Raw genomic sequence first — 21,977 nt, 5'->3', positions numbered from 1 at the left:
CTGGTTCGGGAGGGGCTGACGGGTCGCGAGGGATCTGATGGGCGAGAGGTGCCGTCCGGGGGCCCGGTCAGAGGGCGCGGTGCATGATGTGCAGCCCGACGCGGCCGTGGCGCGGATGGTCGTACGCGTCGGGGACGGTGCCGAGGATCGTGAAGCCGAGCGAGGTCCACAGCCCTACGGCGGGGTTGGTCTCCACGACGGCGTTGAAGACCATCGCGCGGTATCCGTCGGCCTTCGCGGTGGCGAGGACGTGCTCGGCCAGCGCCCGGCCGTAGCCGTGGCCGCCGTGGTCCGGGTCCACCATGAATCCGGCGTTGGCGACGCCGTCGGCCGGTCCGGCGTAGTTCGGCTTCACGTAGGCGGTGGCGACGATCCCGCCCGCCGCGTCCTCGACGACGTGGACCCGCTTGCCCGCGCCCGTCGTCCACAGGGCGCGGGCCTCCGGCTCGTCCGTAGCGGGGTCCCAGGCGTAGGTCTCGCCCGCGGCGACGATCCGCCGCCAGAACGGCCAGATCCGCTCCCAGTCGTCGGTGCGGAATTCTCTGATCCTCATACCGCCGAGTCTGGCACAGCGCCGGCCGCGTCCCCGGCGTCCGATCCGACCCCGGTTGTCGGGGCGGGACCGGCCCGTCGTAGGGTCCCCTTTTGTCCGTAGCGCAGATCTTCTGCACCGCATCTACCTGGAGTTTTCGCCGTGCCCGCACCGTCCACCGCCCCGGCCCCGATCTACGACCAGCTGGTCGACGAGCAGGGCGACGTCCTGGCCGACGCCCGCGAAGCGGCGCAGGAGACCGAGCGCACCGCCGAGGACGTGCTCGATTTCGGCCACGCGCCCGAGGCCGAGCAGGCCGACTGACCGGCCGGCCGGGCGCACCCCGCCCACCGGCCACGCCCGCCCCTGGTCACGACCCCGTGCACGCCTATTGACGGGTTTTCCAACCCGTCGGTAGCTTCGAGTGTCAGCGCTGAAATCCCCTGTCTCATACGGAACTTGGCCATGAGCCGAGCCGGTTTCGAAGGAGCTACAGATGGCGATTCGCGCGTTCCGCGGCGGACGTGTCACAGCAGTGGCGTTGGCGTCCGGCGCGGCCCTCGTGGGCCTGGCCGCACCCGTGCACGCCGCCGACCAGCCGCTTCCCTATGTGGCGCTCGGCGACAGCTACAGCGCCGCCTCCGGCGTCCTGCCGCTCGACCCGTCCGCGTCCCCGCTGTGCGCCCGCTCGACGAAGAACTACCCGCACGTCGTCGCCGCCCGCACCGGCGCCGCGCTCAAGGACGTGACCTGCGGCGGCGCGCAGACCAAGGACTTCGCCGGGGCCCAGTACCCGGGCGTCGCCCCGCAGCTGGACGCGCTCGGTGCGGACACCCGGCTGGTGACGCTGTCCATCGGCGGCAACGACAACAACACCTTCATCAGCACCATCCTGGCGTGTGCCACCGCCGGGGTGCTATCCGCCGGTCAGGGCAGCCCGTGCAAGGACCAGAACGGCAGCAAGTTCAGCGACGACATCGACACGAAGACGTACCCGGCGGTGAAGGCCGCGCTCCAGGCGGTGCGCAACAAGGCGCCGAACGCCCGCGTCGCGATCCTCGGCTATCCGTGGATCATGCCGCCCAAGGCGCAGGCGGGCTGCTTCGTGAAGATGCCGATCGCCTCCGGTGACGTGCCGTACGTGCGGGACATCCAGACGCACCTCAACACCGCGGTGCGGCGGGCCGCGGCCGAGACGGGCGCCACCTATGTGGACCTGGGCCAGGCGTCCGAGGGCCACGACGCCTGCCAGCCGATCGGCACCCGCTGGGTCGAGCCCGCGCTGTTCGGCACCAATTTCGTGCCCGTGCATCCGAACGCGCTCGGCGAGTCCGCCATGGCCGACCGGACGCTGTCGGCGCTCGGCCTGGGGTGATCCGCCACCCCTGAACGGCGCACTCCGCCAGGGAAGCGCACTCGGGACCTGCCTACGGTGAGGCGTCAGGATGTCGAGGCTTCGGCAGGGCGGAGGACCCGTGGGCGACGAGCGGCGCGGCACCGGCGGGAGACTCGGTGTGTGGATCGGCGGCGCGGTCGCCGTCGTCGCCCTCGGGGCCGGCGGCTGGGCGCTCACGGCGGCGGACGACCCGGCGCCACGGACCGGGCCGCTGTCGGCCGCCGAGGTCCGCGGCGCCGCCGACCGGTTCCTCGACGCCTGGGCCGGGGGCGACCCGGAGCGCGCGGCGGACCGCACCGACGACGCGCGGGCCGCCGGCAGGGCGCTGCGCGACTACCGTGACGCCGCCCACCTCACCCCCGTACGCCTGACGGCCCGCACGCCCGAGGGCGCGCGGGTCCCGTTCTCCGTGCGCGCCCGGTTCGCGTACGGGGGCGGGACCGCTCCGGTGGCGTACGACTCCGGGCTCACCGTGGTGCGGCGGGCCGGGGACGGGGAGCCCGTCGTGGACTGGCGGCCGGGTGTGCTCCAGCCCCGGCTGGGCGACGGCGGGCGGTTCGAGGTCCGCGAGACGGGTCCGGCGCGGGTCGACGCGCTCGACCGGACCGGGCGGCCGCTCGACCTCCGGACGTTCCCCTCGCTCGCCCCCGTGGTGGACGGGCTCGCGCGCGGCTACGGCCGCTCGGCGGGCGGGCGGCCGGGCGCCGAGCTGCGGACCGCTCCCGGCGGACAGGTGCTGGCGTCCGTGCCCCAGGGGGCGCCGGGACGGGTGCGGACCACGATCGACGCGGGCGTCCAGCGGGCCGCCGAGCGGGAGGTCGCGCTGCGTCCGGACGCCTCGCTGGTCGTGCTCAGGCCGTCGACCGGCGCGGTCCTCGCCGTCGCCGGGTCGGGAGCGGGCGGCTCCGACACGGCGCTGCGGGGGCGGCTCGCGCCCGGCTCCACCATGAAGATGATCACGGCGTCGCTGCTGCTGGAGAAGAAGCTCGCCGCTCCCGACCGGCCGCACCCGTGCCCGAAGAACGCCAGCTACGGCGGCTGGACGTTCCACAACGTGGACGACTTCGACATCGTCGGCGGTACGTTCCGCAGCAGTTTCGCCGCGTCCTGCAACACCGCCTTCATCACCCAGGCCGGGAAGATCGCCGACGACGCGCTGTCCCGGCAGGCCCGTGACGTGTTCGGCATCGGGGAGCGCTGGTCGGCGGGGGTCGACGTGTTCGCCGGAGCGGTCCCCGTCGAGCACGCCGCGTCGAAGGCGGCCTCGATGATCGGGCAGGGCGAGGTGCGGATGAACCCGCTGACGATGGCCTCGGTGATCTCGACCGCGCGCACGGGACGGTTCCGGCAGCCCTATCTCGTCGCCCCGGACGTGGACCGACGCACGCTGGCCACCGCGCACCGGCCCCTCGACGCGGCCGCGCACGCGCAGCTGCGTGATCTTCTGCACACCACGGCGACGTCCGGGTCCGCGGCCGGCTCGATGGCGGGGCTGACCGGCGACATCGGCGCGAAGACCGGATCGGCCGAGGTCATCGGGCAGAAGGAGCCCAACGGCTGGTTCGCCGCCTGGCACGGCGACCTCGCCGCCTCCGCCGTGATGCGGCGCGGCGGCCGGGGCGGCGAGTCGTCGGGGCCGCTGGTGGCGGCCGTCCTCAGATCCGTGCGGTGACCCGCGCTCCCCCGCCGTCCCCCGGGCGTGCCGCTCAACCCCGCGGCACGCCACAGCGGTTCAGATCCGTGATCGTCGTCCCTCGCCCGCCTCGCGGTCCGCGCGACCGCGGCCGGGCCATGCGCACGTCGGGGCCGCGTCCGTGTGCTCGTATGCTCGGGGACACGAACGTCGGATCGATCTTGGAGTGACGCAGGTGGCGCGACGGCCGACCCTGACCGCGACGTGGGACCGCTTCGTGGCCTCCGACCCGGGGCTGCTGCGGCTGATGGCCGGAGTGCGCACGGTGGCCGCGATCGGGCTCGCCCTCGCCGTGCTGGCCCTGCTCGGCACCGATGTGACGCACATGGTCGCGGGGGCGATGGCCGCGATGGTCGGCACGTTCGCGATCCGGGAGAAGACCGTGCGGGGCCAGGCCCTCACCCTGGCGCTCGGGCTGCCGACCGCGCTCGTGGCGATGACGCTCGGCGCGGTGCTGCACAGCCTGGTCGTCTTCGGCGACATGTTCTTCGTCGCGCTCATCTTCGGCGCGGTCTACAGCCGCAGATTCGGCGACCGGGGCACCGCGCTCGGCCTGATCGGTTTTCAGGTGTATTTCGTGTCCCTGTTCGTGAACGCGTCGGTGGATCAACTGCCGCTGCTGTTCGGCACCTTGGCGATCGCCTTCGCCTGTAGCGCCGTGGCCCGGTTCGCGCTGGTGCCGGAGACGCCGCAGCGGGTGCTCGGGCGGCTGCGCGACGCGTTCCGGGCGCGGCTCGCCCAGCTCGTGGACGCCCAGACGCAACTGCTCGACGCGCCGCCCGGCGCGCTGGACGACGTCCTCGACGACCTGCGGCGGCACACCGCCCGGCTGCACGAGACCGCGCTGATGATCCAGGGACGCCTGGAGGACGGCACCCGCGACGACGCGGCGGCGGCGCTCATCCAGCGCCGCGTCGCCGACGCCGAGGTGGCCGCCGAGCGCCTCGGCATGCTGCTGCTGACCGCCCGCAGCGCGGAGCGCGCCGACACGCTGACCCTGCATCTGCCGGGCGCCCCGGTGCCCGCCACCGGGAAGCTGCTGCGCGCCGAGGACGAGTCGACCGCGCTGCTCCGGCGCGACCTGGGCGCCCTGCGCCTGATGGTGGCCCGGCCCGCCGAGGCGAACCGCGGCACGGCCGTCGCCCACGTCCGCAACCGGCTGCTCGGCTACCGCGACGAGGAGTGCATCCCGCCCGGCACGACCCTCGCCGTGCAGGACGTGTTCCGCGGCATCGGTGAGGCGGCCCGCTCCGTCCTGGGGCTGCGGCTCGCGCTCGACGGACCGCAGGACGAGTCCGACGACTCCCCCGCGACGACCCGGTCGCGCGAGGAGTTCGACGCCGAGGACGTGTCCATAACGAGCACCGAGAAGGACCCGGAGACGGCCGACGAGGAGGACGCCGCCGGTCTGCGGCGGCCCACCACGCGGGCCGCGTTCCAGGTCGCCGTCGGGTCGGCGCTCGCCATCGTCGGCGGCGAGTTCCTGTCCGAGCAGCGCTGGTACTGGGCGGTCCTGACCTGCTGGGTCGTCTTCCTGAACACGGCCTCCACCGGCGAGATCGTCGTCAAGGGCTACCGCCGGCTGCTGGGCACCGTGCTGGGCGTCGTCGCCGGTGTGGCGCTCGCGGGCGCGGTCGGGCACCACACCTGGCTGGCGTTCGTGCTGGTCCTGGTCTGCGTGTTCGCCATGTTCTTCACGGCTCCCCTGTCGTACGCGCTCATGTCGTTCTTCGTGACGGCGATGCTCGGCCTGCTCTACACCCTGTTGAACACCTACAGCCTCGACGTGCTCGTGCTGCGCATCGAGGAGACGGCGCTGGGGGCGGCCTGCGGCATCATCGCCGCGATCCTGGTGCTGCCGGTCCGCACCGACCGGCGCACCGACGAACAGCTCGCCACCGTCCTGGAGCGGCTCGGCGACGTCGTCGAGGGCGCCGTGGGCCAGCTCAGCGGCGGTCCGGCCGCGGACCTGCTCGACAAGGCCCGCGACCTGGACACCTCCCTGGACGAGCTGCGGGCGGGGACCCAGCCGCTGACGCACCCGATCACACCGCTGCGCGAGCGCCGGCAGACGGCCCGCTATCTGGTGGCCCTGCTGGAGACCTCGGCGTACCACGCCCGCTCGCTGGCGGCGACGGCGGAGCTCGTCCCGTACAGCAACCGGATCGGCGCGGATCCGCGTCTGGCGCGCGCGGCGCAGCGCATCGACCACAACATCGACGTCCTGATCGCCCACGTGAACGGCACGGCGGACACCGGGCGCGTCGAGTCGGGCGCGAGCATCACCGCGATGCTGGAGACCGACGGGCTGGGCATGCCGGCCGCGAACACCGTCACGTTCCGCGTGCTGCGCCACCTCCAGCGCCTCGACGAGGGCATCACGGGTCTGGCCCGGCCGCTCGGCGTGCCCGTCGGGCCGCGCGCGTAGCACGGGCGGCGGACGAACGGATGTGCGTCGCAGGGGGACGGGATGGCAGGCTGGTCCCGCGCGCGTGTGCCTGCCGCGCCCCTCTCGACCTGGAGTTCTGAGCATGACCGTGCCCGTCACCCGCGGCTTCGTGGGGCGCCCCCGCAGTCACGATCCGGGGCTGCCGCCCGGCCAGTACGACGCGCGCGACGACTGGCCGGTGCTGTCCGCCGAGGTGACGCCGCTGATCGCCGAGCGGGACTGGACCTTCCGCGTCGACGGCCTCGTGGCCGAGGCGCGCACCTGGACCTGGGACGAGGCGCGGGCGCTGCCCGGTTCCGGGTACGAGGGCGACATCCACTGCGTGACGGGCTGGTCGAAGTTCGGGGTGCGCTTCGGCGGCGTACCGCTGGACGCCTTCCTCGACGCCGTACGGCCCGACGCCCGCGCCACGCACGTGGTGGCCTACGCGCACACCGGTTACTCGGCCAACCTGCCGCTCGCCGATGTGCGCGGCGGCCGGGCGTGGGTGGCCTTCACCCACGACGGCGAGCCGCTGCCGGCCGAGCACGGCGGGCCCGCCCGGCTGCTGGTGCCGCACCTGTACTTCTGGAAGAGCGTGAAGTGGCTCGCGGGGCTGCGGCTGCTCGACCACGACGAGCCCGGCTTCTGGGAGCAGAACGGGTACCACGCGCGGGGAAACCCCTGGCAGGAGCAGCGGTACTCCGGTGACTGAGACGACCTTCACACCGCCCACCCGGTTCGCGGTGCCCGGGCGGATCGCCGTCGGCCGGCAGACCGCCGCCGCGTGGCAGCGCGCGGTGATCACCGGGATCCGGCGCGAGACGCCGCGCGCGTCCACGTTCCGGTTCGCGGTACCGGGCTGGCAGGGGCATCTGCCGGGCCAGCACCTGATCCTGCGGCTGACCGCCGCGGACGGCTACACCGCGCAGCGGCACTACTCGCTCGCCTCGCCGCCGGACGACACCGGGCACATCGAGCTGACCCTCGACCACGTGGCCGACGGCGAGGTCTCCGGCCATCTGCACACCGTCGCCGCGGCCGGCGACGCGGTGGAGGTCCGCGGCCCGCTCAGCGGCTTCTTCGCCTGGCCCGGCGACCGGCCTGCGCTGCTGATCGGCGCGGGGTCGGGCGTGGTCCCGCTGATGTCGATGCTGCGCCACCACCGGCTGCGACGGCTGAGCGTGCCGTTGCGCCTGTTCGTGTCCGCGCGCACCGCCGGGGAACTGATCTACGCCGCCGAGTACGGGGACGAGACGACGCCGGTGCTCACCCGTCAGGGCGAGCGCCGACGGCTGGCCGCCGACCATCTGGCGCCGTGCTTCACGCCGGGCGCGCCCGCGTGGGAGGCGTACGTGTGCGGCTCGAACGCGTTCGCCGAGCACGCCTCGCGGCTGCTGGTCGACCTCGGCCAGCCCGTGGAACGCATCCGCATCGAGCGCTTCGGCTAGGACCGACGACGCGGGAAGCCGGGAACCCGCCGCTGGGGCGGGTTCCCGGCTTCCCGGATGCGCTGGGGATCAGAGCTGGCCGGACTCGGCGATCGTGATCTTCGCCGCGGTGGCACCGCTGCGCGAGCCGAGGGACTCGATCTTCTTCACGAGCTCCATGCCGTCCTCGACCTCGCCGAAGACGACGTGCTTGCCGTCGAGCCAGTCGGTGACGATGGTGGTGATGAAGAACTGCGAGCCGTTGGTGTTCGGGCCGGCGTTGGCCATCGAGAGCAGGCCCGGCTTGGTGTGCTTGAGCTGGAAGTTCTCGTCGGCGAACTTCTCGCCGTAGATGCTCTTGCCGCCCGTGCCGTTACCGGCGGTGAAGTCGCCGCCCTGGAGCATGAACTGCGGGATGACACGGTGGAAGGACGAGCCGGCGTAGCCGAAGCCCTTCTCGCCCGTGCACAGGGCACGGAAGTTCTCGGCGGTCTGCGGGACGACGTCCTCGAAGAGGTTGAACGTGATCCGCCCGGCGGGCTCGTCGTTGATCGTGATGTCGAAGTAGGTCTTGATTGCCATGAGAGCAATCCTTTCATCACGACCCCCGAATTGCCGATTCGGGCGGTCGGCGTGGCCGCATTCGCACGTTCCGTGGTCGTCCGGCTGCGCATTGTGGCCGACTCGGACCGGCGGCGGGTCGCGCGCGTCGCGTGGCGCGGGCCCGCGCGCACGGTGCGCCGCGCGCGCAGCGACCTGGAGCACGCCGTCCGCGGGCGGCGGCCCGGCCGTCCACGAATACCCCCTGCCGGACGCTCACTTGGGCCGCCTACGATGACGCGAGGCCCCACGCTCGGCGGAGGCCATCGACCGGGAGGGGACACCCATGATCATCTTCGGCACGCGCGGATACCTGTACCAGCTCGCCATGCTCACGCTCGTCTGCGGCGGCTGCGGCAACCCGTCGGCGCACGCGCTGCGCAAGTACGTCACCAAGTTCACGCTCTTCTTCGTCCCGCTGTTCCCGATCTCGACGAAGTACCGCACGCAGTGCACGTTCTGCGGTTTGGAGCACCAGCTGCCGAAGGAGCAGGCGGAGGGCATGCTCGCCACGGCCGCCGCCCCGCAGAACCACCCGGCCCAGCAGCCGCACCACCACCAGGGTTAGGGACCGCCTCCGACCGTCCGGGGGAAGGGACCCGCATGAACCAGATCGCGGTCGCCATATCGGCCGTCGCGCTGCTGCTCAGCCTCTACTCGATCTTCCGCTCGGTACGCAACGACCGGCGGGACATCTACCTGAAACTGCACGAGTCCTTGATCGACCCGAAGCTCCAGGCGGGGCGGAAGGTGCTGCACGAGATGCGGGGCGGCGTCGAGGAGCTGACGCCCGAGGAGTACGAGCTCGCCAACCGGGCCCTGGCCTCCCTCGACGTCGCCGGCTTCTACTGCGCGAAGAACTACGTGCGGGAGAAGGACTTCCTGGAGCTGTGGGCGGCGTCCCTGGTCACGCTCCAGCGTTCCGCCGGCCCCTTCCTCGCGTACCGCGACGCCCAGCGGCCCCGGGCCTTTCCCGTCTGGCCGCACTTCCGGCGGCTGGCCGAGCGCTCCGAGGCGTACCTGCGCGAGCGCGGGGAACCGCCCGCCCGCTAGCCGGTGCGGACCGGACCGGGTCCGGAACGACGACAGCCCCGCCGCCTCGCAGGGGGGAGAGCAGAGGCGGCGGGGCTCATGCTCGAGCGCCCGGGGGGGGTGGGGCTGCCAGAGCCTGTCCGTTCTCAGGTTCCCGGGATCGGGCGGAGCATGCACACCGATTCACGGAAATCTTCGGGCCGGTCCCGTGCCGCGCCACCACGCCGTCAAAAGTCTCAACGGGCGGTTCAATGACAGGGTGGAAGGCATGAAGTTCCTCCTCGAGATCGACATGGGTGACCACGCTTTCGACGGCGACGCGGCGCGCGAACTGGGCCGCGCCTTGCGGTACTGGGGCGGCAATCTCCAGCACTTCGCCCTGACGCCGGGTGACGGCGCGGCGATCCACGACTCCCGGTACCGGGAGGTCGGCCACTGGATTGTCGTGGAGAACAAGTGATGTTGGCCGAAAGCTCTCGCTCAACGGCGCATTGCTGTCGCACGGAAGAACACCTTCCGGTGATTCAGCCCGTCCCCCGGCACCCACCCCCACCTCGACTTCACGACGCATATAAGGTCAGAGCGGCAGCTACCACGACCGGTGGCGGCAAGGGCGAGTTCGCGACGAAGTCGCCCGCCGGGAGAACTGCCCGGCTTGTCGGGTCTTCCCGTCGCGCGGCGTGACTAGCATGAGCGTTCGTACGGTCCGGATGATCGGCGTCCTCTTCGGCGCGGACGGCCCGGATCCGCCGCCGACCCGACCGGTCGAGCGGCCGCTCCCCGCACGCAACGACCGAGGGACCGCGGAATGTCAGTGCCTGCTCCACCCTCCACTGCCCGCTCTCAGCCGAAAGCCGGGGCGGGCCGACCGTCGCTGGTCGCGGCGCTCACCGTGCTGGTGGTGGCCGCCGCCGCGGCAGGCGGCGCGGTGGCGCTCGCTCCGGCGGCGGCGCGCACCTGGGCGCTGTGGACGGCCCTGACCGCCTGGCTGTTCCTCGCGGTCGTCGTGGCCGTGCAGACCGCGTCCCTGGGCCGCGCCCGGCGGGACGCGCAGCACGCCCGGGCCGAACTCGCCGCCACCGGCGGCCGGTTGACCCAGCAGTCCGCCGAGGCGGCCCAGCTGGTGAACGTCACGCTGCCCGGCGTGGTGCGGCACCTCCAGGACGGCCGGGTCCCCGCCCCCGCCGCGCCCCACGACCCGCAACTGGCGCGCATTCTCCAGGAGTTCACCACCAGCCTCGGCGAGGCCGAGCACCGGGCCCGCCTGTTCGCGGCCGAGCGGGACGCCGCCCGGGACGAACTGCGCACGGCGGCAGCCGAGTTGGACCGGCTCACCGTCGAGACCTTCCCCGCCGCCGTGCAGCGGCTGCGCGAGGGCGCCTCGGCCGACACCGTGCTCGCCGAGCCGATCTGGCCCGAGAACCCCCTGTTGAGGGTTCCCGCCGAAACTTTTCTCCGGGAACTGGCCCTGAGCGAGCGGCGCGGCGCCGCCGCACAGGCCGCGTCGGCGAAGGCGCTGGGCCGGGTGCAGGCGAAGTCCGTGAGCATGCTCGCCGACCTGCGCACCATGCAGGAGCGGCACGGCGAGGAGGTCTTCGGCGACCTCCTGCGGCTCGATCACGCCACCTCCCAGCTCGGGCTGATGACGGACCGGCTGGCGCTCCTGATGGGCGGCCGGTCGAGCCGCGCCTGGAACCGGCCGATCGTGATGGAGAGCGTGCTGCGCGGCGCCGTCGGACGCATCGCCGCCTACCAGCGGGTGCGGCTGCACTGCGCGACCGACGCGGCGATCGCCGGTTTCGCGGCCGAGGGCGTGATGCATCTGCTCGCCGAGCTGATGGACAACGCGGCGAACTTCTCGCCGCCCATCGACGAGGTGCACGTGTACGTGGAGGAGCGCTCCGCCGGACTCGTCGTCACCATCGAGGACAGCGGCCTGAAGATGGCCGACGCGGCCATGCGGCGCGCCGAGGAGGCGGTGTCCGGCCAGGTCACCGACCTGGCGTCGCTCCAGGGCACCCGGCTCGGGCTGGCCGTGGTCGGCCGCCTCGCCGCCAAGTACGGCATCGCGGTCAACTACCGTCCGTCCTCGCGCGGCGGCACCGGCGTCGTCGTCCTGCTGCCGCCCCAGGTCCTGGCCCAGCACCGCGAGCAGGCACCGCCCGTCACCGTCCCGCGCCCGACCCCCGCCGAGACGCACGAGCGCGCCGACACCGCCCCCGCCCACGGCGCCGTCCCGGCCCCCGCACCGGACCCCACACCCACCGCGGGCACACCGGCCGCCCCGAGCAGCACGGACACCGTGAATCTCACCCACCCCGCCGAACCGCTCACGCCGCGCCCCGCGGGAGCCGTCGAGTCGACGCCGAACGGCCTGCCGGTCCGCCCTCCGGGCCGCACGATGGCCGCGGTCGAGCAGGAGCGCTCGCGTCCCGCGCCGCCCACCGACCGCGCCCCGGCCCGGGACGCAGGCGCCCGCTTCGGCGCCTTCCACGCCGCGCGCAGGGCGAAGGAGGCGCCGCGGCCCGGCGCCCCCGACGCCGCCCAGGACCCGGGCGCGCACGACACCGGCCGGTCCGGCGCCACGGACTGACCCCGGCCGCGCCCGGAACGCGTCGCGCAGCCGCCCGAACACAACCGTCTTCATCCTTCATCCGTCGTCATCCGCCTTCGTCCGTCATTCGTCGTCATCCGTCGTCATCCGTCGTCATCCGTCTTCGTCGCCCCTTCGCGGCTCGTCACCGCTCTACACCGTGAGATTGGAGGCACGGGCAGCCCTCTCCGGACCGTCGGAAGGGCCGTCCCGACCCCGCCATGCAGACCACTGACACCAGCCTGACCTGGCTCCTGGAGAACCTGCTCGAGCGCACTCCCGGCACCCGGTACGCCCTCGTCCTGTCCCGCGACGGCCTGAAGCTGTGCTGGAGCGAGCATCTGACGCTCGACCAGGCCGACCAGCTCGCGGCGATCTGCTCCGGCATCCAGGCGCTCGCCCAGGGCGCGTCCGTGGAGTTCGGCAACGGCAGCGGCGGCGTACGGCACTCGATGACCGAGTTCCACGGCGGGCTGCTCTTCATCGTCGACGCGGGCGACGGCGCGCACCTCGCCGTCGTCGCCGACGAGGAGGCCGACCCCGGCGTCGTGGGCCACCAGATGTCGGAGCTGGTCGAGCAGATCGGGGAGCACCTGCGGGCGGCGCCGCGCCAGGCCGGCGCGGGCGGCGGAGTCCAGTGACGCGGCGGCCGGTGGACACCGGCGCCCCGGACCGGCTCTACACGGTCACCGGGGGCCGCAGCCGCGCCGACGACGACTCCTTCGACCTGGTGACCCTGGTGGTGAGCGAGTGCGAGCCGGCCTCCGGGATGCAGTCCGAGCACGTCCGCATCCTCGAACTGTGCCGGCGCCCCACGGCCGTCGTCGAGGTCGCCGCCGAGCTGGGGCTGCCGATCACGGTCGTGCGGATCCTGCTCGGCGACCTCCAGGCGGGCGGCAAGATCACCGCGCGTCATCCGCGGGCCGCTCCGTCCGTCGCCGAACTCCCCGATTCCGCTCTCCTCAAGGAGGTGCTCCATGGGCTCCGCAACCTCTGAGCTGCCCGCGCAGCGCACACCGCTCGCGGCCGGCGCGGACACCGGCCTCAAGATCGTCGTGGTCGGCGGGTTCGGGGTCGGCAAGACCACGCTGGTCCGCTCGGTCAGCGAGATCCGTCCGCTGAACACCGAGGAGGTCATGACGCAGGCGGGCGTCGGCGTCGACGAGACCTCGGCGGTGTCCTCCAAGACGACGACCACGGTCGCCTTCGACTTCGGCCGGATCAGCCTCAACGAGCACATGGTGCTCTACCTGTTCGGCGCCCCCGGCCAGGAGCGGTTCTGGTTCCTGTGGGACCGGCTGTTCTCCGGCACCCTCGGCGCGGTGGTCCTCGTCGACACCCGGCGCATGGACGACTCCTGGTACGCGATCGACCGCCTGGAGCACCACGGCACGCCGTTCGTCGTGGCCGTCAACCGGTTCGACGACGAGCCGGTGCGGCACTCCCTGGACGAGATCCGCCAGGCCCTCGCGCTGCCCCCGCACATCCCGATGGTCGACTGCGACGCACGGGTCAGGTCGTCCGGCAAGGACGTGCTGATCACCCTCGTCGACCACCTCTACGCCATCGCCATGGCCCAGGAGACGACACCGTGACGGAAACGACGCCCTCCGCCGCACCGGCCTGCCCCGCGCACGCGGGCGCCGTCCCGCTCAGTGGCCTGGAGTACCAGCAGACGCCGTCGCAGCTGTACCGCGCGCTGCGTTCGGAGCACGGCCCGGTGGCGCCGGTGCTGCTCGACGGCGACGTGCCCGCGTGGCTGGTGCTCGGGTATGCCGAGGTCGGCTACGTCACCTCGCACGACGAGCTGTTCGCTCGCGACTCGCGGCGCTGGAACCAGTGGGAGCACATCCCGGCCGACTGGCCGCTCATGCCGTTCGTCGGCCATCAGCCGTCGGTCCTGTTCACCGAGGGCGACGAGCACCGCCGTCGCGCCGGGGTGATCACTCACGCCCTGGAGCAGGTCGACCAGTTCGAGCTGGCGCGGGACTGCGCGCAGATCGCCGACCGGCTCATCAACGCGTTCGCGGGCAGCGGGCAGGCCGAGCTGATGTCCGCCTACGCGCACGCGCTGGCGATGCGGGCCGCGGTGCAGATGTGCGGGATGCCCGAGCTCGCCGACGAGACCCAGGACCTGGTGGACGACCTGCGGATCTCGCTGGACGCCCACGAGGGCGACGACCCGGTGGCCGCGTACGTCCGGGTCGGTGAGCGCATCCAGCGCCTGGTGCGGGAGAAGCGGGAGCGGCCGGGCGCCGACGTCACGTCCCGGATGATCCTGGACCCGGCGGGGCTGACCGACGAGGAGATCGTGCAGGACCTGATCTCGGTGATCGCGGCGGCGCAGCAGCCGACCGCGAACTGGATCTGCAACACGCTGCGGCTGCTCCTCACCGACGAGCGGTTCGCGATCAACGTGTCGGGCGGCCGGCTCAGCGTCGGCGAGGCGCTGAACGAGGTGCTCTGGCTGGACACCCCGACGCAGAACTTCATCGGCCGCTGGGCCGTGCGCGACACCCAGCTCGGCGGACGGCAGATCCGCGCGGGCGACTGCGTCGTGCTGGGGCTCGCCGCCGCCAACTCGGACCCGCAGATCTGGCCGGAGGGCCATGTCGGGGCGGAGAACGCGGCGCACCTGTCGTTCAGCAACGGCGAGCACCGCTGCCCCTATCCCGCCCCGCTGCTCGCCGACGTCATCGCGCGCACCGCGGTGGAGACCCTGCTCGACCGGCTCCCGGACCTGGTGCTCGCGGTGGAGCCGGCCGAGCTGTCCTGGCGGCCGTCGATCTGGATGCGGGGGCTGACGGCGCTGCCGGTGGCCTTCACGCCGGTCGTGCAGTGAACGGCCGCTCGCGGGGGCCGTTCAGTAGTCGCTGCGCATGGCGGCGCGTACCTCGTCGAGGGTCTGTTCGGCGAGGGCGCCTGCTGTGGCGTTGCCGGCCCGCAGCACGTCCCGGACCAGGTGCGGGTCCCGGGCGTAGGCGGCGCGGCGGGCGCGGATCGGGGCCAGGCGGGTGTTCACCGCCTCGGTGACGCGGCGTTTGAGGGCGGCCCCTCCCCCGTCGCCCAGTTCCTCGGCGACCCGGCGCGGGTCGGTGCCCTCGCAGAGCGCGGCGAGCAGCACCAGCGAGGAGACCTCGGGGCGGGTCGCCGGCTCGTACGTGATGCGGCGGTCGGCGTCGGTCCTCGCGCCGCGCAGCAGCCGTGCCGTCTCGTCGGCGTCGGCGGACAGGGCGATGGCGTTGCCGCGGCTCTTGCTCATCTTGGTGCCGTCGGTGCCGAGCAGCGACGGTGCCTCGGAGAGCAGCGCCTCGGGGCGGGGGAAGATCTCCGCGCCCCGGCCGTAGCGGTCGTTGAAGCGGCGGGCGACGGTGCGGGTGATCTCCAGGTGGGGCAGCTGGTCCTGGCCGACGGGGACCAGGTTGGCCTTGACGGAGAGGATGTCGGCCGCCTGGTGGACGGGGTAGGTGAGCATCAGCCCGCTGACGGCGGCCTGGCGGGAGTGGACGATCTCGTCCTTCACAGTGGGGTTGCGGTTCAGTTCGGCGACGGAGACGAGGCTGAGGAACGGCAGCAGCAGCTGGTTGAGGGCGGGCACCGCGCTGTGGGTGAAGATCGTGGACCGCTCCGGGTCGATGCCGACGGCCAGGTGATCGAGGACCAGCTGGGCCACGTACTCCTTCAGGTTCTCGGCGACGTCGCGGTCGGTGAGGACCTGGTAGTCGGGGACGAGGACGAAGGTCTCGACGCCGAGGTCCTGGAGTCTGACGCGGTTGTGGAGGGTGCCGAAGTAGTGGCCGAGGTGCAGCCGTCCGGTCGGCCGGTCGCCGGTGAGGACCCGGAAGCGCGCCGGGTCGCTGCGCACGAGCTGTTCCAGTTCCGTGCTGCGGGCCCGCGCGGCGGCGGTGCCGAGGACGTCGGTGGTGGGGTGTTCGGCGGTGGTGGTCATGGTCTCTCCCTGCGGTGCGACGGGTCGTGGTCGCCCTCGGGGCGGCCCGGCCTCCGCCGGCGGGGGTCCGCGGGGGGAAAGCGAGAAGGGCCGTCCGGGGACGGCCCTTGTTCGTGCGTGGCTGTGGCCGCCTCTAAGTGAGGCGCCACCAGTTCAGGCACGTGGAACGAAGCATGTGCACCACGCTAACATCCGGCGGCTCAGCGGGCGACCGGCGTGAACGTCACCGGCAGCGACTGCGGGCCGCGGGTGAACACGCCCTGCTCCACGGGGTCGAAGCCGTCGGCGAGGCGGACGTCGGGCATCGCGTCGAGGAGTTGGTTCACCCCGGTCTCGACCTCGGCCTTGGCCAGCAGCGCGCCGACGCAGAAGTGCCGGCCGAGCGCGAAGGCGAGGTGGTCGGCGGCGGCGGAGAACGCCGTGGTGGTGGTGAGGTCGTCGCGGAAGATGTCGAAGCGGTCGGGGTTCGCGTAGCGGTCGCCGTCGCGGTTGGCGGCGCCGATGAGGCAGGTGACGGTGGCGCCCGCGGGGACGGTGCCGCCGGACAGCTCCACGTCGGTGGCCGACTGCCGCATGATCATGTGGACCGGGGGGGTGTACCGCAGGGTCTCCGCGAAGGCCCGGTCGATCAGCGAGCGGTCCGCGCGGACGGCCGCCAGCTGCTCGGGGTTCATCAGCAGGTTGGCGAAGATGCTGGCGATCGCCTTGTCGGTGGTCTCGCCGCCGGCCGCGAGGAGGAGGCTGCAGAAGGCCTTGATGTCCTCGTCGCTCATCCGCACGCCGTCGACCTCGGCGGCGCACAGGGCGGAGAGCAGGTCGTCGCCGGGGTGCTCGCGGCGGGCGCGGATGATCGGGATCATGTACTCGGCGAACTCGACGCGGGTGCGCTCGCCGGCCGCCGTGACGTCCGGGTCGCCGGCCAGGTTGCCGAGGAAGGCGATGACGGCGGTGTACCAGCCGTGGAAGCGCGCGTGGTCGGCCTGGTCGAGGCCGAGCATGTCGGCGATGACGTTGACCGGGAAGCGCGTGGCGTAGTCGCCGACGATGTCGGCGGAGCCGGTGGCGCGGAACCGGTCGACGAGGGCGGTGGAGTTGCGCTCGATGACCGGCAGGAACTTCTCCTGGAGGTCGCTGCCGCGGAAGGCGGGGGCGACCAGCGCGCGGCGCACGGCGTGCTCGCGTCCGCTGAGCTGGAGGATCGTCTTGCCGTGGACGGGCTCCAGCTGCCAGTCGTAGTTGTCGGTGGTGAACTGCCCCGCCTTGTCCTTGAAGACGCGCTCCACGTCGGTGTAGCGCGAGACGATCCAGCTCTGCGTCGCCTCGTGCCAGAGGAGCGGCGCCGACGCGCGCAGCACGCGGTAGGCGGGGTAGGGGTCGGCGGCGAACTCCGGCGACAGTATGTCGGGGACCTGCGCGGTGGACATGGCACTCCCTCAGTGGGGTGTACGGACGGTTCACCTCAGGCTATTGATCGCCTCTGGGCCGGAACAGCCCCCTCCACGCCGACAGTTGAATGATGAACGCATACCGTGGCCGGAATTCGACCACGGTATGCGTCCTCGGTCAGCCGTTCGGGAGGATCACGGCACGGCCGTTGATCTTGCCGTCGTGCAGGCGCTCGTACGCCAGCGGCGCGTCGTCGAGCGAGTACGTCTCGGTGTGCACGGAGACGGCTCCGGCCCGGGCGAGGTCGAGCACCTCGATCAGCTCGGCGCGGCTGCCCCAGTAGGGCGCGGTGACGCTGACCTCGAAGTTGGTCCTGCCGAAGCCGACGGGGAGCGCGCCGCCGCCGATGCCGACGAGGGTCACGTCACCCTCGATCGCGGCGACGGCGCCCGCGGTCTCGACGGTGGGCTGGACGCCGACGAAGTCGAAGACGGCCTCGGCGCCGCGGCCGCCGGTCAGCTCGCGCACCTTGGCGGCGGCCTTGCTGTCCGAAAGGATCGCCTCGTGGGCACCGACGGTGCGGGCGAGGGCGAGCTTGTCCTCGGTCACGTCGAGGGCGACGACGCGCGCGGCGGTCATGGCGCGCAGCAGCTGGATCGCCACGTGGCCGAGTCCGCCGGTGCCGATGACCACGGCGGTGGAGCCGGGCACGAGCTTGGGCAGCGAGCGCTTGATCGCGTGGTAAGGGGTGAGGCCGGCGTCGGTGAGCGGCACGGTGGCGACGGGGTCGAGGCCGTCGATCGGTACGAGGTGCCGCGGGTCGTCGACGATCATGTATTCGGCCATCGAGCCCGGGGCGCCGAGTCCGGGCGGGCGGATGCCCAGCTCGTCGGCGCGCAGGCAGTAGTTCTCCTTGCCCTGCGCGCAGTTGGCGCAGGCGCCGCAGCCCCACGGGCCGTAGACGGCGACCGAGTCGCCCTCCTTCAGGCCGCGCACGCCCGCTCCGAGGCCCGCGACGGTGCCGACGCCCTCGTGGCCGAGGGTCAGGGGAAGCTCGTAGGGGAACTCCGCCGCGGGCCAGCTCATCACCGCGATGTCGGAGTGGCACACACCGGCGGCGGTCACCTTCAGGAGGACCTGCCCCGGGCCCGGCTCCGGGTCGGGGACGGTGACGACCTCGGGTGCGGCCCCGACGGTCCGGTACTGAAGTGCCTTCATGACTCGACTCCTTCGTCGCTCTCGCTCACCCCCGCCCTTCCACAGTAACCCCCTCGCGTCCCATTGGGACATGTGTCCCAATGGGACATGCGTCACGGCAAAAAAGGACCCCGACCGTACGGGGGAGAACGGTCGGGGCCTTGGTTCAAAGTTTAACAGCGAACCAACCGTACTCCACCCACCCCGGCGCATTCCTTCGGGTGAGGTGGGACACACCCACCCATCTGCCGCACATGCCGCGCATCGAACGTACCCATAAAGTGACAAACTCAGCAAAATTACGACAGCCGGAACGGGAGTCTCTCCGTGGTCGAGCCGCAGACCGTCCTCACCCCGCCCGCGAAGGCGGCGGTGTTCCTCGTGGCGACGATCGCGCCCGGCGGCGAGAGCGGGGTGCGGGACGCGCTGGAGGACCTGTCCGGCCTGCTGCGCTCGGTCGCCTTCCGCTCCCCCGACGCGGGCCTCACCTGCGTCGCCGGGATCGGCTCCACCGCGTGGGACCGGCTGTTCACCGGCCCCCGGCCGCGCGAGCTGCACCCCTTCCAGGCGCTGGCCGGACCGCGCCACCTGGCCCCGGCCACCCCCGGCGACCTGCTGTTCCACTTCCGCGCCCGGCGGATGGACCTCTGCTTCGAGCTGGCCCGCCTCCTCGTCGACCGGCTCGGCCCCGCCGTCACCGTCGTGGACGAGGTGCACGGCTTCAAGTACTTCGACGAGCGCGACCTGCTCGGCTTCGTCGACGGCAGCGAGAACCCCGTCGGCGGGGCGGCGGCCGAGGCGGTGTACGTGGGCGACGAGGACCCCGGCTTCCGCGGCTCCAGCTACGTGATCGTGCAGAAGTACGTGCACGACATGGCGGCCTGGGAGGCGCTGCCCTCCGACGAGCAGGAACGGGTCATCGGCCGCACCAAGACCGCGAACGTCGAGCTGGCCGACGCCGTCAAACCCGCGAACTCCCACGTCGCGCTGAACACGATCGTCGACGAGGACGGCACCGAGCGGCAGATCCTGCGCGAGAACATGCCGTTCGGCGCCCTCGGCCGCGGCGAGTTCGGCACGTACTTCATCGGCTACGCGCGCACCCCGGACGTCACCGAGCGGATGCTGCGCAACATGTTCCTCGGCGATCCGCCCGGCAACCACGACCGCATCCTCGACTTCTCCACGGCGGTGACGGGATGCCTCTTCCACGTGCCGAGCGCCGACTTCCTCGACGACCTGCCCGACCCACCGCCCGCAGCGGCCGACGTCGTCGACGGCTCGCTGGGCATCGGCAGCCTCAAAGGAGCCTGAGCACCATGAGCACCCCCACCCCCGGCACCAATCTGCACCGCGAACTCGCGCCGATCACGCCCGCCGCGTGGACGGAGATCGAGGAGGAGGCCCGCCGCACGTTCCGGCGCCATGTCGCGGGCCGCCGCGTCGTGGACGTCACCGGCCCCGCGGGGGCGGAACTCGCGGCCGTCGGCACCGGCCACCTCACCGGCATCGCGCCGCCCGCGCCCGGCGTCACCGCGCGGCTGCGCGACGCCCGGCCGCTGGTCGAGCTGACGGTGCCGTTCGTCGTGGGCCGGGATGCGGTCGACGACGTGGAGCGCGGCTCGCTGGACTCCGACTGGCAGCCCGTCAAGGACGCGGCCCGGTCCATGGCCTTCGCCGAGGACCGGGCGATCTTCGACGGGTACGCGGCCGCGGGCATCCCCGGACTGCGGGAGCGCACCTCGAACCCCGTCCTGAGCCTGCCGGCCGAACCCCGCGACTACCCCGACACCCTCAGCCGCGCCCTCACCGCGCTGCGCCTGGCCGGCGTCGACGGCCCGTACGCGCTGCTGCTCGGGGCCGACGCGTACACGGCCGTCAGCGAGACCTCGGACCACGGCTACCCCGTCGCCGAACACCTCGGCCGGATCCTCGACGGCGAGCTGATCTGGGCACCGGCCCTGACCGGCGCCTTCGTGATCTCCACCCGCGGCGGGGACTTCGACCTGCGGCTCGGCCAGGACCTGGCGATCGGCTACACGGCCCACGACGCGCACGGCATCGAGCTGTACTTCCACCAGACGCTGACCTTCCTGCCGTACACCGACGAGGCCGTGGTGGCGCTCAACGCCTGACGGGACGCGGCGCGGCCACCCGCGGACGGCCTGATTCCGGCCGCGTTCGCGACGCGATCCGGCCGTCCGCGGGACCGGATCGGGCCCTGCGCGCCCCCCGGTGCTGGCGCCCGGCCCCGCATCGACGCCGTCGTAGCCGGCCGCCGCCGAAAAGCCCCGGCCAGATCACCCCGTCCGTGCGAACTGGCCGGTCTTCGCGTCGACCAGATCGGTGGTAGGGGCATCCAATGACGAGGGAGCGCGGAACGGCCAGCTCCGCGCGTACGACCGAGCACTGCGAGGCGATCCGATCCATGACGGAATCCACGACGGAACCGGCCCGCCAGGCCCCCCACACCCCGCCCACCCTCCACTCCCCCCACTCCCCGCACTCCCCGCACTCGCCGCTGTCCCCGCACTCCGCGGACGGGCCGTCGAGCCGGCCGGTGTCCTTCCCGCAGGACCGGGGCTGCCCCTACCACCCGCCGGCGGCGTACGCGCCGCTGCGCGAGGAGGCCCCGCTCAGCCGGGTCACGTTCTGGGACGGCAGCACCGTTTGGGCGGTGACCGGGCACGCCCTGGCCCGCGAACTGCTCGCCGACCCCCGCCTGTCGAGCGACCGGGAGCGGCCCGACTTCCCGGCCCCCACCGAACGGTTCGCGAAGTCCGGAGCCCGGCGCGTGGCCCTGCTCGGGGTCGACGATCCCGAGCACAACGCGCAGCGCCGCATGCTGATCCCCAGCTTCTCGCTCAAGCGGATCACCGGCCTGCGCCCCGGCATCCAGCAGACCGTGGACCGGCTCCTGGACGCGATGGAGCGGCAGGGGCCGCCCGCCGACCTGGTCGCCTCGTTCGCCCTGCCGGTGCCGTCCATGGTGATCTGCGCCCTGCTCGGCGTGCCGTACGCGGACCACGAGTTCTTCGAGGAGCGCTCGCGGCGCCTGCTGCGCGGCCCGGCCGCCGCCGACGTGCAGCGGGCCCGGGAGGAGCTGGAGGACTATCTCGGCGACCTGATCGACCGCAAGCGCACCGACCCGGGCGACGGGCTGCTCGACGAACTCATCCACCGCGACGGACCCGACGGGCCGCCGGACCGCGACCAGCTGATCGCCTACGCCGTCATCCTGCTGGTCGCCGGGCACGAGACGACCGCGAACATGATCTCGCTGGGCACCTTCACGCTGCTGCGCCACCCCGAGCAGCTGGCCGCGCTGCGCGAGGGCCGCACCCCGACGGGCGCCGCGGTGGAGGAACTGCTGCGCTTCCTGTCGATCGCGGACGGGCTGCTGCGGATCGCGAAGGAGGACATGGAGGTGGCCGGCGCGACCGTCCGGGCCGGCGACGGCGTCATGTTCTCCACCTCGCTGATCAACCGGGACGACGAGGCGTTCGAGGCACCCGAGCGGCTCGACTGGGAACGCAGCGCGCGGCACCACCTGGCGTTCGGGTTCGGGATCCACCAGTGTCTGGGCCAGAACCTCGCGCGCGCCGAGCTGGAGATCGCGTTCGACAGCCTGCTGCGGCGGTTCCCGGCGCTGCGGCTCGCGGCACCGGCCGAGGACATCCCCTTCAAGCCCGGAGACACCATCCAGGGCATGCTCGAACTGCCGGTCGCGTGGTGAGCGCC

At 72.8% G+C, this 21,977-nt stretch carries 22 protein-coding genes; 17 read left to right on the top strand and 5 right to left on the bottom strand.

The annotated features are described in order from the left end of the window. Positions 1–67: 67 nt before the first annotated feature. Entirely contained in the window at positions 68–553 is a 486-nt protein-coding gene (locus ACIP5K_RS20050) for a GNAT family N-acetyltransferase (protein ID WP_401411229.1), read from the bottom strand. A gap of 141 nt (positions 554–694) precedes the next feature. Here ACIP5K_RS20050 and ACIP5K_RS20045 point away from each other — a divergent pair, with 141 nt between their 5' ends. The 6 genes from ACIP5K_RS20045 (at position 695) to ACIP5K_RS20020 (ending at position 7,500) form a co-directional block, all read left to right on the top strand. Beyond that, entirely contained in the window at positions 695–856 is a 162-nt protein-coding gene (locus ACIP5K_RS20045) for a hypothetical protein (RefSeq protein WP_401411227.1), read from the top strand. Between the two features lie 172 nt (positions 857–1,028). Next, on the top strand, positions 1,029–1,907 hold the full coding sequence (locus ACIP5K_RS20040) for an SGNH/GDSL hydrolase family protein (RefSeq protein WP_401411226.1): 879 nt from the start codon (positions 1,029–1,031) through the stop codon (positions 1,905–1,907). Positions 1,908–1,977: 70 nt separating this feature from the next. Beyond that, positions 1,978–3,600 carry a penicillin-binding transpeptidase domain-containing protein gene (locus ACIP5K_RS20035; RefSeq protein WP_401411224.1) on the top strand — a complete coding sequence of 541 codons (1,623 nt, stop codon included), beginning with the start codon at positions 1,978–1,980 and terminating at the stop codon, positions 3,598–3,600. 268 nt (positions 3,601–3,868) lie between these two features. Beyond that, positions 3,869–6,049 carry an FUSC family protein gene (locus tag ACIP5K_RS20030; protein WP_401411370.1) on the top strand — a complete coding sequence of 727 codons (2,181 nt, stop codon included), beginning with the start codon at positions 3,869–3,871 and terminating at the stop codon, positions 6,047–6,049. A gap of 109 nt (positions 6,050–6,158) precedes the next feature. Further along, positions 6,159–6,764, top strand: coding sequence for a sulfite oxidase-like oxidoreductase (locus tag ACIP5K_RS20025; RefSeq protein WP_401411367.1), 606 nt, complete (start codon positions 6,159–6,161; stop codon positions 6,762–6,764). Continuing rightward, positions 6,757–7,500, top strand: a complete 744-nt coding sequence (locus tag ACIP5K_RS20020; protein WP_401411222.1) for a ferredoxin reductase — start codon at positions 6,757–6,759, stop codon at positions 7,498–7,500. The genes ACIP5K_RS20025 and ACIP5K_RS20020 overlap by 8 nt, the downstream gene beginning before the upstream one ends. 69 nt (positions 7,501–7,569) lie before the next feature. On the opposite strand, the gene ACIP5K_RS20015 is transcribed toward ACIP5K_RS20020, so the two are convergent. After that, on the bottom strand, positions 7,570–8,061 hold the full coding sequence (locus ACIP5K_RS20015; protein ID WP_401411221.1) for a peptidylprolyl isomerase: 492 nt from the start codon (positions 8,059–8,061) through the stop codon (positions 7,570–7,572). A gap of 304 nt (positions 8,062–8,365) precedes the next feature. Between ACIP5K_RS20015 and ACIP5K_RS20010 the strand changes: the two genes are divergently transcribed. From ACIP5K_RS20010 to ACIP5K_RS19975, 8 genes are all read left to right on the top strand, one after another. Continuing rightward, the gene (locus ACIP5K_RS20010) at positions 8,366–8,647 is read left to right on the top strand and encodes a zinc-ribbon domain-containing protein (RefSeq protein WP_401411219.1); all 282 of its coding nucleotides are present in this window, start codon (positions 8,366–8,368) and stop codon (positions 8,645–8,647) included. 35 nt (positions 8,648–8,682) lie between these two features. Continuing rightward, positions 8,683–9,132: a hypothetical protein gene (locus tag ACIP5K_RS20005; RefSeq protein WP_401411217.1), complete on the top strand. Its 450-nt coding sequence runs from the start codon at positions 8,683–8,685 to the stop codon at positions 9,130–9,132. 247 nt (positions 9,133–9,379) lie between these two features. Then, the gene (locus ACIP5K_RS20000) at positions 9,380–9,571 is read left to right on the top strand and encodes a hypothetical protein (protein ID WP_401411216.1); all 192 of its coding nucleotides are present in this window, start codon (positions 9,380–9,382) and stop codon (positions 9,569–9,571) included. A 348-nt stretch (positions 9,572–9,919) separates the two neighbouring features. Next, entirely contained in the window at positions 9,920–11,704 is a 1,785-nt protein-coding gene (locus ACIP5K_RS19995) for an ATP-binding protein (RefSeq protein WP_401411215.1), read from the top strand. A 221-nt stretch (positions 11,705–11,925) separates the two neighbouring features. Further along, entirely contained in the window at positions 11,926–12,345 is a 420-nt protein-coding gene (locus ACIP5K_RS19990) for a roadblock/LC7 domain-containing protein (RefSeq protein ID WP_351455340.1), read from the top strand. Continuing rightward, the gene (locus ACIP5K_RS19985) at positions 12,342–12,701 is read left to right on the top strand and encodes a DUF742 domain-containing protein (protein WP_401411213.1); all 360 of its coding nucleotides are present in this window, start codon (positions 12,342–12,344) and stop codon (positions 12,699–12,701) included. The genes ACIP5K_RS19990 and ACIP5K_RS19985 overlap by 4 nt, the downstream gene beginning before the upstream one ends. After that, a complete protein-coding gene (locus ACIP5K_RS19980) occupies positions 12,682–13,299 on the top strand; it encodes a GTP-binding protein (protein WP_401411211.1) in 618 nt (205 codons plus the stop codon). The genes ACIP5K_RS19985 and ACIP5K_RS19980 overlap by 20 nt, the downstream gene beginning before the upstream one ends. After that, a complete protein-coding gene (locus ACIP5K_RS19975; RefSeq protein WP_401411210.1) occupies positions 13,296–14,546 on the top strand; it encodes a cytochrome P450 in 1,251 nt (416 codons plus the stop codon). The genes ACIP5K_RS19980 and ACIP5K_RS19975 overlap by 4 nt, the downstream gene beginning before the upstream one ends. 21 nt (positions 14,547–14,567) lie before the next feature. Here ACIP5K_RS19975 and trpS read toward each other — a convergent pair whose 3' ends face one another. The 3 genes from trpS to ACIP5K_RS19960 all read right to left on the bottom strand — a co-directional run bounded on the left by trpS (position 14,568) and on the right by ACIP5K_RS19960 (position 18,257). Further along, positions 14,568–15,653 (bottom strand): tryptophan--tRNA ligase, encoded by a 1,086-nt coding sequence (gene trpS / locus ACIP5K_RS19970; RefSeq protein WP_401411208.1) that lies wholly within the window; start codon positions 15,651–15,653, stop codon positions 14,568–14,570. Between the two features lie 200 nt (positions 15,654–15,853). Next, positions 15,854–17,077 (bottom strand): cytochrome P450, encoded by a 1,224-nt coding sequence (locus ACIP5K_RS19965; protein ID WP_401411206.1) that lies wholly within the window; start codon positions 17,075–17,077, stop codon positions 15,854–15,856. A gap of 139 nt (positions 17,078–17,216) precedes the next feature. After that, entirely contained in the window at positions 17,217–18,257 is a 1,041-nt protein-coding gene (locus ACIP5K_RS19960) for an NAD(P)-dependent alcohol dehydrogenase (RefSeq protein ID WP_401411205.1), read from the bottom strand. Between the two features lie 306 nt (positions 18,258–18,563). Here ACIP5K_RS19960 and ACIP5K_RS19955 point away from each other — a divergent pair, with 306 nt between their 5' ends. The 3 genes from ACIP5K_RS19955 to ACIP5K_RS19945 all read left to right on the top strand — a co-directional run bounded on the left by ACIP5K_RS19955 (position 18,564) and on the right by ACIP5K_RS19945 (position 21,972). Beyond that, positions 18,564–19,550 (top strand): Dyp-type peroxidase, encoded by a 987-nt coding sequence (locus ACIP5K_RS19955; RefSeq protein ID WP_401411203.1) that lies wholly within the window; start codon positions 18,564–18,566, stop codon positions 19,548–19,550. 5 nt (positions 19,551–19,555) lie between these two features. Next, positions 19,556–20,371 (top strand): family 1 encapsulin nanocompartment shell protein, encoded by an 816-nt coding sequence (locus tag ACIP5K_RS19950; protein ID WP_401411201.1) that lies wholly within the window; start codon positions 19,556–19,558, stop codon positions 20,369–20,371. A gap of 293 nt (positions 20,372–20,664) precedes the next feature. Then, positions 20,665–21,972: a cytochrome P450 gene (locus ACIP5K_RS19945; protein ID WP_401411199.1), complete on the top strand. Its 1,308-nt coding sequence runs from the start codon at positions 20,665–20,667 to the stop codon at positions 21,970–21,972. Positions 21,973–21,977 lie beyond the last annotated feature (5 nt).

Origin of the sequence: Streptomyces sp. NPDC088785, assembly GCF_044750685.1 — a bacterium.
GTDB lineage: Bacteria > Actinomycetota > Actinomycetes > Streptomycetales > Streptomycetaceae > Streptomyces.
This window is presented reverse-complemented; position numbering and strand designations above follow the sequence as displayed.

Coding starts and splice junctions, on each gene's coding strand:
- ACIP5K_RS20035 (WP_401411224.1), top strand. CDS start 1,978: ATGTCGAGGCTTCGGCAGGGCGGAGGACCCGTGGGCGACGAGCGGCGC.
- ACIP5K_RS20030 (WP_401411370.1), top strand. CDS start 3,869: ATGGCCGGAGTGCGCACGGTGGCCGCGATCGGGCTCGCCCTCGCCGTG.
- ACIP5K_RS20005 (WP_401411217.1), top strand. CDS start 8,683: ATGAACCAGATCGCGGTCGCCATATCGGCCGTCGCGCTGCTGCTCAGC.
- ACIP5K_RS20015 (WP_401411221.1), bottom strand. CDS start 8,061: ATGGCAATCAAGACCTACTTCGACATCACGATCAACGACGAGCCCGCC.
- ACIP5K_RS19995 (WP_401411215.1), top strand. CDS start 9,920: ATGTCAGTGCCTGCTCCACCCTCCACTGCCCGCTCTCAGCCGAAAGCC.
- ACIP5K_RS19980 (WP_401411211.1), top strand. CDS start 12,682: ATGGGCTCCGCAACCTCTGAGCTGCCCGCGCAGCGCACACCGCTCGCG.
- ACIP5K_RS19945 (WP_401411199.1), top strand. CDS start 20,665: ATGACGGAATCCACGACGGAACCGGCCCGCCAGGCCCCCCACACCCCG.
- ACIP5K_RS20010 (WP_401411219.1), top strand. CDS start 8,366: ATGATCATCTTCGGCACGCGCGGATACCTGTACCAGCTCGCCATGCTC.
- ACIP5K_RS20040 (WP_401411226.1), top strand. CDS start 1,029: ATGGCGATTCGCGCGTTCCGCGGCGGACGTGTCACAGCAGTGGCGTTG.
- trpS (WP_401411208.1), bottom strand. CDS start 15,653: ATGACCACCACCGCCGAACACCCCACCACCGACGTCCTCGGCACCGCC.
- ACIP5K_RS19960 (WP_401411205.1), bottom strand. CDS start 18,257: ATGAAGGCACTTCAGTACCGGACCGTCGGGGCCGCACCCGAGGTCGTC.
- ACIP5K_RS20050 (WP_401411229.1), bottom strand. CDS start 553: ATGAGGATCAGAGAATTCCGCACCGACGACTGGGAGCGGATCTGGCCG.
- ACIP5K_RS19950 (WP_401411201.1), top strand. CDS start 19,556: ATGAGCACCCCCACCCCCGGCACCAATCTGCACCGCGAACTCGCGCCG.
- ACIP5K_RS19990 (WP_351455340.1), top strand. CDS start 11,926: ATGCAGACCACTGACACCAGCCTGACCTGGCTCCTGGAGAACCTGCTC.
- ACIP5K_RS20000 (WP_401411216.1), top strand. CDS start 9,380: ATGAAGTTCCTCCTCGAGATCGACATGGGTGACCACGCTTTCGACGGC.
- ACIP5K_RS19965 (WP_401411206.1), bottom strand. CDS start 17,077: ATGTCCACCGCGCAGGTCCCCGACATACTGTCGCCGGAGTTCGCCGCC.